Annotated in this window: 6 protein-coding genes; 3 read left to right on the top strand and 3 right to left on the bottom strand. The window is 49.0% G+C overall.

Annotated elements, in window-relative coordinates; genetic code table 11:
- The first annotated feature begins 437 nt into the window (after positions 1–437).
- From NDI52_RS18215 to NDI52_RS18205, 3 genes are all read left to right on the top strand, one after another.
- A complete protein-coding gene (locus NDI52_RS18215) occupies positions 438–3,263 on the top strand; it encodes a GAF domain-containing protein (RefSeq protein ID WP_190774296.1) in 2,826 nt (941 codons plus the stop codon).
- A 544-nt stretch (positions 3,264–3,807) separates the two neighbouring features.
- On the top strand, positions 3,808–4,074 hold the full coding sequence (locus NDI52_RS18210) for a hypothetical protein (RefSeq protein WP_190774297.1): 267 nt from the start codon (positions 3,808–3,810) through the stop codon (positions 4,072–4,074).
- Positions 4,075–4,451: 377 nt separating this feature from the next.
- Positions 4,452–5,429: a tyrosine-type recombinase/integrase gene (locus tag NDI52_RS18205; RefSeq protein WP_190774298.1), complete on the top strand. Its 978-nt coding sequence runs from the start codon at positions 4,452–4,454 to the stop codon at positions 5,427–5,429.
- Positions 5,430–5,555: 126 nt separating this feature from the next.
- Here the strand turns inward: NDI52_RS18205 and NDI52_RS18200 are convergent, their stop codons facing one another.
- The 3 genes from NDI52_RS18200 to NDI52_RS18190 are packed head-to-tail and all read right to left on the bottom strand — an operon-like array spanning position 5,556 to position 10,748.
- Positions 5,556–7,601 (bottom strand): response regulator, encoded by a 2,046-nt coding sequence (locus tag NDI52_RS18200; RefSeq protein WP_190774299.1) that lies wholly within the window; start codon positions 7,599–7,601, stop codon positions 5,556–5,558.
- Between the two features lie 10 nt (positions 7,602–7,611).
- Positions 7,612–9,744, bottom strand: coding sequence for an ATP-binding protein (locus tag NDI52_RS18195; RefSeq protein WP_190774300.1), 2,133 nt, complete (start codon positions 9,742–9,744; stop codon positions 7,612–7,614).
- On the bottom strand, positions 9,741–10,748 hold the full coding sequence (locus NDI52_RS18190; RefSeq protein ID WP_190774301.1) for an ATP-binding SpoIIE family protein phosphatase: 1,008 nt from the start codon (positions 10,746–10,748) through the stop codon (positions 9,741–9,743). The genes NDI52_RS18195 and NDI52_RS18190 overlap by 4 nt, the downstream gene beginning before the upstream one ends.
- Between the last annotated feature and the right edge of the window lie 19 nt (positions 10,749–10,767).

Raw genomic sequence — 10,767 nt, 5'->3', positions numbered from 1 at the left:
AAGCCAAGAGTATCTTTCGCTATGGTTTCGACCACCTGCGTCAAATCCTACTGAATCTGGAGTTATTCATCGATGAGTTTTTCCACGTCCTTCAATTTTTGTCCTGTACCTAGACCCCAAATATATACATAAGAACATTGAGAGCGCGTAAATTACCTCAAGGTTTACGCGCCAACTTTCATTCTAGAACAAACGTCTAAAGCTTTCTTTGAAGAGGCTACCGTCGTTTTTTAGGGATGGTATGGCGAAAGGTGATGAAAATGGGAAGATACAAAAAGTTGTTCCCTCTAGCCGTTTTGTTAAAATAAGCGGATGGTTAATTCTTCAGCTTAAGCTGTAATATCATTTTCACATCTACTGCATTACAGGGTTAACGCATCACCGTCAGTGGTTCTACGCAACACTGAGTAAAACATAAACTTATACAATCCTGCACCATGCTTGTAGTGAAGAGAAGCCATCCCGACCTTCTACGCCATCATCAAACTCTCCTACATCGCATCACTCTAAGAATTCGCCAATCGCTGGAATTACAAGAAATTCTAGAAACAACTGTAGCCGAGGTGCGATCGTTTCTGGAAACGGATCGAGTTAAAGTTTATCGATTTCATGAAGATGGCAGTGGCGAGGTGATGGCGGAAGCTATTCAGGGCGATCGCTTACCATCATTGCTTGGGCTTAGTTTCCCGGCCAACGACATCCCACAAGATGCGCGTGAATTATTTACGAAAGCACGCCAGCGAGTGGCTGTTGATGTAGTGGCTCAAACGACAACAGGTCTGAGCTTGCTGAGCTTTCCGGGCCGTAATCCAGCACTTTCATCGGGGGATATTCGTTATCGCCCCGTTGAGCGCTGCCACGTTAACTATTTGACAGCTATGGGGGTGAAATCCTCCGTTGTAGTGCCGATCTTACATGCGGGTAACCTCTGGGGACTGATTATCTCGCACCACACAGAGCAGCGGATTGTAACCGAGGAAGAATTAGAATTTATTGGAGCCGTTGCAGATCAGGTTGAAGTGGCGATCAATCAATCGATGCTGCTCAACCAAGTCCGGATACAGGCGGAGCAAGAGGCAAAGATTAATCAATTCACATTTCGATTACATCAGGGTGCAACAATTCAGTTACAAGCAGCCTTAGAGGAAGCCGTTAAACTGTTTCAAGCCTCTGGAGGGCGGCTGTATCTAATGCCAGGGGCAAAACAACAAGTGGAGGAACTGCTGGTCTGGGGAACACAACCCGTGAGGCCAGTTGGTGATCAGTGCCAGGAGCTAGAACAACACCCAGCCTGGCAGCACTACTTAGAAAAACAATCAATTGCCTCGCTGGAAAATGAACCCGCAAATCCGTACTGCTGGGCCATTAATGATATTTACGAAGAGCCTTTGTTTCACTCTGTCATACCTTGGTTTCAGTTCTCCACGATTCGAGGTGTTCTGATTACTCCTTTGCAGTATAAAGAGCAAATATTGGGATGGTTGACTCTGTTCCGCCATGAGATTGAGACAGAGCAGCTGTGGGCAGGGCCATGTCAGCAAGGTGTACGTCAACCCACCCCGCGCTTATCATTCGAGCCCTGGCGCGAACGAAAGACAGGACAAACCAGAGCCTGGACGGATGTAGAAAAGAAGCTTGCTCAAGCCATTGGTGGTCACCTGTCTACTGCGGTGCAACAGTACCGTCTTTACACCGAGGTACATTCCCTCAATTCCAATTTGGAACATCAGGTGCAGGAACGCACCGCTGAGCTACAGAATTTATTGGAGCAACAGCAGGCACTATCAAACGGCATTGCTAAAATTCGTACTTCTTTAAAGCTAGACGTGATTCTTCAAACAACGGCTGAGGAGGTGTATCGGTTACTGCATGTTGATCGGGTTGTGATTTACCAATTTAATCCGGATTGGAGCGGCAGTGTCATTGCTGAGGCGGTCGGTTCCGACTGGATCAATTTGCGTCAGGCGCAATGGACAAACACACAGATTAGAGCGTATGTAACAAAGAACGATCGCTGTACAGCCAGCAGCTTTCAGACCGCATCAATACCTGAGGTGGATACATATCTTCAGGATACTCAGGGTGGTGACTTTAGCCGTGGTTGCCAGGTCAAACAGGTGGATGACATTTATGCCATGAACTTTCCCACTTGTTACCTTAAGGTTTTAGAGAGCTTACAATGTAGAGCTTATATCATTATCCCCATCTTTCAGAAAAGCCAGCTTTGGGGACTGTTGGCAGTTTATCAGAACGCAGGCCCACGTTTGTGGAATCGCTCAGATGTAGAACTCGGCAGACAAATGGCAGCCCAGCTAGAAGTTGCTATTAAACAAGCCGAGTTATTTAATCAAACGCGATCGCAAACTTACCAGCTTTCCCAAATGCTTGTCGATCTCAAGCAGGCGCAAAGCCAACTAATACAAACAGAAAAAATGTCGAGTCTGGGGCATTTAGTGGCGGGTGTTGCCCATGAGATCAATAACCCCATCAACTTTATTCATGGCAACTTAAAGCCAGCTACAGAATATGCTTATAACTTGCTGGAGTTAGTGGCGCTTTATCAGCAGTATTTACCCAATCCTGATGTAAAGCTTCGTGAAAAATTAGCGGCTGTTGACCTCAACTTTGTGCTGGAAGATTTTCCGAAACTCCTCTCCTCCATGCAGGTTGGCACCGAGCGGATTCGAGAAATTGTGCAATCTCTGCGAATCTTTTCACGTCTTGATGAAGCAGAATTTAAGGCTGTTGATTTACATACTGGTATTGATAGCACCTTGATGTTACTCAAACATCGACTCAAAGCAAATCAGCCCAATATTCAGGTTGTCAAAGAATACGGACATCTACCCTTCGTTGAATGTTATCCAGGGCAACTCAATCAGGTTTTCATGAATCTTCTGACGAATGCAATTGATGCATTAGAAGAACGAGATAAAGAGCGATCGCATGAAGAGATAGTTGAAAATCCTAGCACCATTAAAATTCATACTCAAATGCTTAATGAGCAGTGGGTCAGTATTCGCATTTGTGATAATGGCCCTGGCATGAATAAAAGAGTACACTCTCACATCTTCGATCCCTTTTTTACAACTAAGCCTGTAGGAAAAGGTACAGGGCTTGGCCTATCTATCAGCTATCAAATCATTACAGAACGGCATGCCGGAAATTTAACTTGTCGATCACTGCCATATCAAGGCACAGAGTTTGTCATTGAAATTCCCATCAACCACAGGGATACATATAGCCCTGTGCACGTTGATTAAGTACGGTGGTGTGGGGCACGATGTCCCCCACACCACCGTTGCTGTACTTAACGCACTTGCACATCGCTATATACTCAATCAGGATTAGAATCTTCTGATGAGCTCGGTGCATCCGGTCGGTAGATCGATGAGTTTAGAAATGTTTGACGGGGAGGCAATCTTGTAGGCATATAACCTGAGCACCCCAATTACTGCTGAGGCGCATAATGCTTAACCCTCCAAAAGCTTCTTGGCTGATTCAAGCGCAAAGCGCTGTAAAAGAAACTGTGAGTTTCTTGAGAGTTTAAAGAACCTAAGCTCGGGATAAGCTGAAGTGCTCAGTTTAGCGTGTGCAAAGCGCACGCCAAACTGGACGTTTTCGAGTGCTGCCCGCTATGCGGCACTCGAAAACGTCCTTAACCCGAACTCGGATTGGATGAACGGGGGTAGATGACCGACGAGATGAATTTGCGTAGGAAGATAGAACGGACTCGGCAAGAACCGCGACTCAAGAATGACGGCAGATTGCTACAGGGCTCTTATGATAAGAATTGTTGAGTAAAATATGATTGCTTCTATGTCTCCAGCAGAAGATTCCAAACTTGAAGTGATAACTGAAGCAGCTGCTCAATTACGTGAGCAGCTTGATGAGCCTAATTCTGGATTGATTGCCCAACTCCCAGAAAACTGGCAATCAAAGCCTCTGGTCAAGGGTATGCGGGCTGAAGGAATTGAACTCAGATTTACAGGAAAACCTGCGCTCGGCACTGAAAGAGCACTTGCTTCGGGTAGCAATGCCTATCCAGCAGAAGTTATTGAGCTTGTAGATTAGGGGTGATTGCCTCACTGTTTTTGTAAGTGAGGCGGGCGAAGCTCGCTTCACCTACAAAAGTGGGATGCACCCTCTCGAAGATGCGAGTTGCGCTCTTAGCAGCTATCTATCCTCTAATTCCTAAAATATTAGTTTGGGCAGTTTTTCTGAAAGCCCTGCTTCTGCGTGCGCGAAGTGCACGCAGAAGCAGGGCTTTCAGAAAAACTGCCCAGAGTACTTTTATAAATCAATACTTTCGGCGTTTAGGTCAATCTTGGCCTAAGCCAGGCCGATGATCGCGGTATTACCCAAAAAAGCAGGTGCGTTTTCTGGGGACCTATCTAAAATCTGCAAAAGTTGCGAGAATTGAATGTGATACAGGTTTTAGGAAGTAGCAGATGGTGCCTAAAGTAATAGTGGTGCCGATAGACGGTAGACGGAAACTGGAGGGATGGAAAGAGGAGATTGCTGAAATCCGTCAGTGGCAGATTGAAGAGTTTCTACGGCAGACAGGAAAAGCTGAGAATACACAAAGAGTTTATCGAGGGCAGTTACAGAGGTTCGCGGCCTGGTCAGAAAAGTCGTGGTTAGAGGTGACACCAAGCGATGTAGGAAAGTATCGGTGGGAACTGAAGCAGCAAGGGTTGAAGCCCACTTCCGTGAATCATGCCTTAAATACGTTGCGATCGTTTTATGGCTGGTTGCGGCGGAGCAACGGGTATCCAGCGGGGCAACCATTACCGACAGATGCCATTGATTTGGAGCGGGAAGCTGAGCCACAGGCCCTGCATCTGGACGAGGAAGATTTGTCGTTGGTGTGGGATGTGTTAAATCTGGGGGAGAAGACACGGGTGCGCGATCGCGCCATCATCGCAGTCCTCAGTCATGGGCTGAGAGCCTCGGAAGCGTCAGCTCTAAATGTGGAGCATTGGAATGGCAAGATGCTGACAGTGCTCCGCTCAAAAGGGCAGAATGTCTCAGAGATACCGTTGAGCCGAGAAGCGCGAGAATATTTGGAGGATTATTTGAAGTGGCGACGGCGGCAGGGTGGATTATTTGAACCCACGCCAGAGAGCCCAATGTTTTTGTGCCAGGATCCCCGGAATTTAGGACAGAGACTTGGCTATAAGGGGTTGCACAAGATGGTGAAAGGGGTGGGGGCGATCGCGGGTATCGACAAACTGAATCCCCATCGGTTTCGGCATACGTTTGGAACCGAGGTAACCAAGAAAGGAGTCGATCCCCTGTTTGGTAAGGAGCTGATGGGGATTAAGAGCGATCGAGTATTCCAGCGCTACACCAAAGGTGTGTTTAAGCAGGCGGCGGCTGAGGCGTATTTGAGAGCGATCGGCGAGAACGACGATCAAAAGAGTTAGCGGCTTAGCTTGAGCACCTGAACAATCTTGAGCGTAGCAGCTTGGGTTTGACTGTGTTTGGTGATGTGAGGTGCTTTGCACCCCACATCACCAAACACAGGTTGTTAACAGTGCAGAGAGTGTCAATTAAGGGTTGCCCTTACTTTGCACAAGAGTCCAAATCGTTTGCATCAGTAGTTCTGGCTCAATGGGTTTGGTAACGTGTTGCTGAAAGCCGGCGGCTAAGGCTTGTTGCTGGTCCATTTCTCCTGCATAGGCTGTGAGGGCGATCGCCATAATTTTCCCGCTCTCATCGGGTAATTGCTCTCTAATTTGGTGAATTAAGGCGTAGCCATCCATCGTGGGCATGCCAATGTCACTAATGAGCAAATCGAATTCTGTTTGGCGCAAATTATCTAACGCTTCACTGGCCGACTCAGCTTGCGTAACCATGGCTCCATGTTGCTCTAACAAAAAGGTCACTAGCTCTCGCGAATCTCGTTCATCGTCTACATAAAGTACTTGCAGTCCATCGAGATTAACCCCTGGGTGCCGGGCAGAGGAGGGATGATTTTGATGCAACTTTGAGACGGGCATGATAGGAAGCTTGACAATAAATGTCGCACCTTTTCCTTCCCCTGCACTGTCGGCCTGAACGATGCCGCCATGCAGCTCGACTAAGTAACGAACGATCGCTAACCCTAATCCTAACCCTCCAAAGCTTCGTGTGGTGGTGCTGTCAGCCTGCCGGAAGTAGTCAAAGGCATAAGGTAGAAAGTCAAGAGAAATTCCCTTGCCGCTATCAGTAACGGTAATTTGAGCGTAGGCAGTAGGAGCCGGGAAAGGGGAAGGAGTGTTGTCGGCACCGAGCGCTACCTTCCTGTTCTCCCCTTCAACCTGCTCCAATCGCACCTCTACGTTGCCGCCCTGAGGCGTAAATTTAACGGCATTGGAGATCAAGTTCCAAACGACCTGCTGCAAGCGCCCAGAGTCTCCCAAGACTTGCCCGACGTTGGGTTCAAACTTTGTCTGAATTTGAATAGATTTTGCTTCAGCTGCAAGCCGTACGGTTTCAATGGCAGCTTTGATGGTAAAAGGTAAACTGACTGGCCCCATATTCAAGCTCAGCTTGCCCTGAAGGATACGAGAAACGTCCAGTAAATCCTCAATCAGCTGGGCCTGTAGTTTCGCGTTTCGTTCAATGGTTTCGAGCGCATATTGAGTCTTAGCTTCATCTTGTTGGCCCATTCGCAGGATTCTAGCCCATCCAAGAATAGGATTTAGTGGCGATCGCAACTCATGGGATAACACGGCTAGAAATTCATCCTTAATGCGATTCGCCTGACGTAATTGGTTGGCTTGCTCACGGGTCGTTTCATATAGTAAATCAAGACGTTGATTCCGTTCTTGCAAAAGGAGTTCGGCTTGCTTCCGTTCATCCTCAATGCGCTTGCGATTCGTGATATCGATCAGGATTAAAACGGCACCGGTGAATGTTCCAAATTCATCCAATACAGGGTCCATCGTTTTGGAAAACCAGCATTTCTGACTCTGGATCTCTAAAACTTGACGTTGGTGGGCTTCCTTAGCAAGATGAAAGCAGGAACCATCTCCCACACCTAACGTTTCATTCATCAACTCATAGTGAACACGCCCTAAAATGTCTTGCGGTGGCTTACCCAAAAGCTTCACCATGGCCTGATTACAGCGTAAAATTTTACCGTCTCGATCCAGTAAACATACACTGTCATTAATAGCATCAAAAGTTGTTTGCCACTCCCGTGCAGAAGTCAAAGCTGATTCTTCGGCCTGACGAATGCGGAGGAGCGATCGCACGGTCGCTAACAGCTCAATCGGTTCAACGGGCTGTGCCAGATAACCATCCGCCCCGCTATCTAATCCCTCGGCCTTATCCTGGCTTTTGACAAAACTGGCCGAGAGATGCAGCACCGGAATAAACGCTGTTTCGGGGTTCGCCTTAATCTGGCGGCAGACTTCAAAGCCGTTGAGATCAGGGAGTTGTACATCCAGAATGACGAGTGCAGGCTGGTGTTGGGCGATCGCCGCTAACCCTGCGCTTCCCGTAGCCGCTTCCACGACGGTAAACCCTGCATTCTGCAAAATCCGCTTCACGATATAACGATTGGTATCGTTATCATCAACGTGCAGGATAGTCCCCCGTGACTCTGCCATGGCGTTTCCCTCAAGCATCCAGAGCAAGCCCGGCTTTCGTGAGCACCTCTCGAAGGCCAGCCACAGCATCCGCTTGAGACGTTTTTTCTTTAGAGAAAACGGTGACGCCTTGTTGAGTCAAACAGCTCTGGGTTTCGAAATCCAGCTCGCTAGATGAATGGATGATAACAGGAATCGATTGAACCGCGGGGTTATGCCGAAGCTGATTCAGAACATCCAATCCACTCATTTCTGGCATCTCCAGATCAAGCAAAATAACCGTGGGCTGTTCACGCTCTGCCACGGCTAACCCATCCGGCCCGCTTGCAGCTTCTAAAATTTGTAGCGGGACATCTGTTAACAACTGCTTCACCACATATCGGTATGCTGGATCATCATCAATAAGTAGAAGTTTCTGATTTTTACCCTGATTAATCAGGGTATTGAGTTTGTTTAATAACGGCAATCTATCTACAGGCTTAATTAGAAATCCATCGGCCCCTAATGCAAGAGCCTGCTTCTCATTATCGACAACCGTAATCACCAGTATGGGAATAGTATGGGTCGCCTCATCTCCCTTCAGTTCTCTCAATAACGTCCACCCGTTTTGCCCTTCTAGCAAAATGTCCAACACGATCGCGGCTGGGCGAAGTTGCTGGAGAGCCTGCCTTGCTTGAGCGAGAGTGCGGGTTGCAACCAGTTGATATCGAGAATCTTGCAGGTGTTTTTCGTAGATGAACAGCGTTTCTGTATGGTCTTCAATCACCAGGATGGGCAGGTGAGCCAGTTTCAGGGTCGTAAGGGGTTGCAGCGACGCTGGCAGTTCCGTTGCCTTGGGGTAGACGATCGGAATGTAGACCGAAAAGGTGGAACCCTGGCCCAATTCACTGGTGATGGTGACACTCCCGTTGAGCAGCTCTGCGAGCTTGCGTGACAGAGGCAAGCCCAATCCCGTCCCCTTTACTTGCTTTTGCAGATGAGACTCAATCTGCATAAAATCTTCAAAGATGCGCTCTTGATCATCGGGTGCAATGCCAATGCCAGTGTCAGCAACAGAGAAGCGAATGGTATACCCCACTTGCCTGGCTGTCACTCGTACCTCACCCCGTTCGGTAAATTTGAGTGCATTTGAGATGAAGTTTCGCAAGATTTGAGCAATTTTTCCCTCATCGCTATACAGCGACGGTAACTCTTCCGGTTCTTCAAAAACCAACGCAACAGAGGCTCCCTGAACCAGTAGTGGACGTAGCATTCCCCGCAACGTTCCAAACAACTCACTGACTTCAAAGAGGCTGGGACGCACCTCCGTTTTGCCAGCTTCCACCTTGGCTAAATCCAGCAGATCGTTGACCAATTCCGATAATCCATCTGCCGCTTTTTGGATGAAGGTGACCTGCTTCTCCTGCTCCGAAGACAGAGCGCCATCCATGTGTGATAGCAGCATGCGAGACAGCGACAGGATGGAGTTTAGCGGGGTACGAAACTCATGGCTCATGTTGGAGAGGAAGCGGGTTTTTAACTCATTTGCCTGTTGCAGAGAGCTGGCCTTCTCGTCCAATTCCGCATATAGAGCGATCACACCCCGGTTCGTATCTTCCAACTCCCGGTTGAGCTGTATCAGTTCCTCCTCACGCTTCCGCAGCTCCGCCATAGCCCGTAGCAACTCCTGGTTCTGGCGCTGGATTTCCTCATAGGGATTTTGGGGCGATCGCCCTGCCACCGCGTCCTGAATCTGCTGCAAGTGAAAATCTGTCAGGGCTGGGGCTCGTTTGGGTAGGGTCTTGCCCATTACCACAGTGGTTCCTCGTTCAGGCTGTGATTCTACCTCAAAGAAATCCATCAGCCTGCGAGTGCCCATGATACCCAACCCCAGCCCTGTGGAGGAATGATAGCGCCCCTCCAACACGTCACCTAGATGGGGAATACCCTTGCCCTGATCCTGCACCTGAATCAGAAATGTCTGAGCACTGACATCCACGTAAAACGTAACTGTTCCACCTCTGGCATATTGAAAGGCATTGCGAACAATTTCGGAAACCGCCGTCGCCAATCGGGCCTGATCCTGGGCATCAAATCCTAGCTTGTCAGCCAGTTCGCGGGTATGTTGCCGAGCCTGCACCACATCCTGTTCGTAATGAATTTCCAGGGTGAAAAGGGTTGTCATGCTCCCAGTCCTTTAGCCACCAACACGGTTACATCGTCGCGATCGCGATGAAAGTCCCGGTACAAAACTCCAGCGATTAAGCTGGGATGTTTTCGGCTTAAACCTGGGTAGCGATCGAGCTTCCACTGGGTACTCAAGCCATCGGAATGCATGATAAAAAGTCCGTTGGGATACCAGGGGTAGGTAAACTCATGGACCTTACGTATTTCATGTCCTACCGTGCCGTTGTAAGACACCAGGTTGTGATGATTTGTCTCTGACGTGATGCTAGCTGAAATGTTGCCGATCCCTGCAAAGTGAACCAACTGTTTTTCAAAATTGATTTCTGCGATCGCCAGGGCTGCTCCTCGGGTGCTGCGCAGAGCTGCATGGGCCGCTTCAACAATCCGTTGAGGAGATTGGTGATACTGCTCCTGAAACACCCGGATGGCGGCTGAAGCAGCACTAGCAGCGGCAGGGCCATGGCCCAGGCCATCGACTACCAGTAACAGCCTGCGTGGGTAATCGGATTGGCACGCCCAGTCGTCCCCGGACACATCCTCTCCATGCTTGGGTAGACACACCACGCCCATTTCTAGAACGTCCTCCGGCGGTGGGGTGATGGGATTAGCCCAGAGGTGAGCGAGAAGGGCGGTTCCCCTGGTCGGTAGCGAGTAAACCTCAAAAAAGTTGGAAAGGCGACGAATAGCCCCCAACCCATTGCCCGCTGTCCCGCCGGTGGAAAAGCCGTCTTGCAGGCAGGTTTCCACATCCATCATGCCGGAACCTCGATCTAAGGCCAACACTTCAATACCAACAGTGGGATGTTGGGCGATCGCCCGCAGCATAATGACTCCCCCACCTCCATGTTGAACCAGATTGCTGGCAACCTCCGTGACCAGAATTCCGACCTTACCCCGCTCTGTTTCCTTAAACCCAAGTCGATTGGCTAACGCCAGAGATGCTCGTCGTGCTTCCCCGGTTTGACTTTGCTCTGTAACGGCGATCGCGGTAGATTCCCTCAATCAGTTTCCTCTTATACGA

The organism is Leptolyngbya sp. PL-A3 (genome assembly GCF_039962325.1).
Classification (GTDB): domain Bacteria; phylum Cyanobacteriota; class Cyanobacteriia; order Elainellales; family Elainellaceae; genus Vacuolonema.
This window is presented reverse-complemented; position numbering and strand designations above follow the sequence as displayed.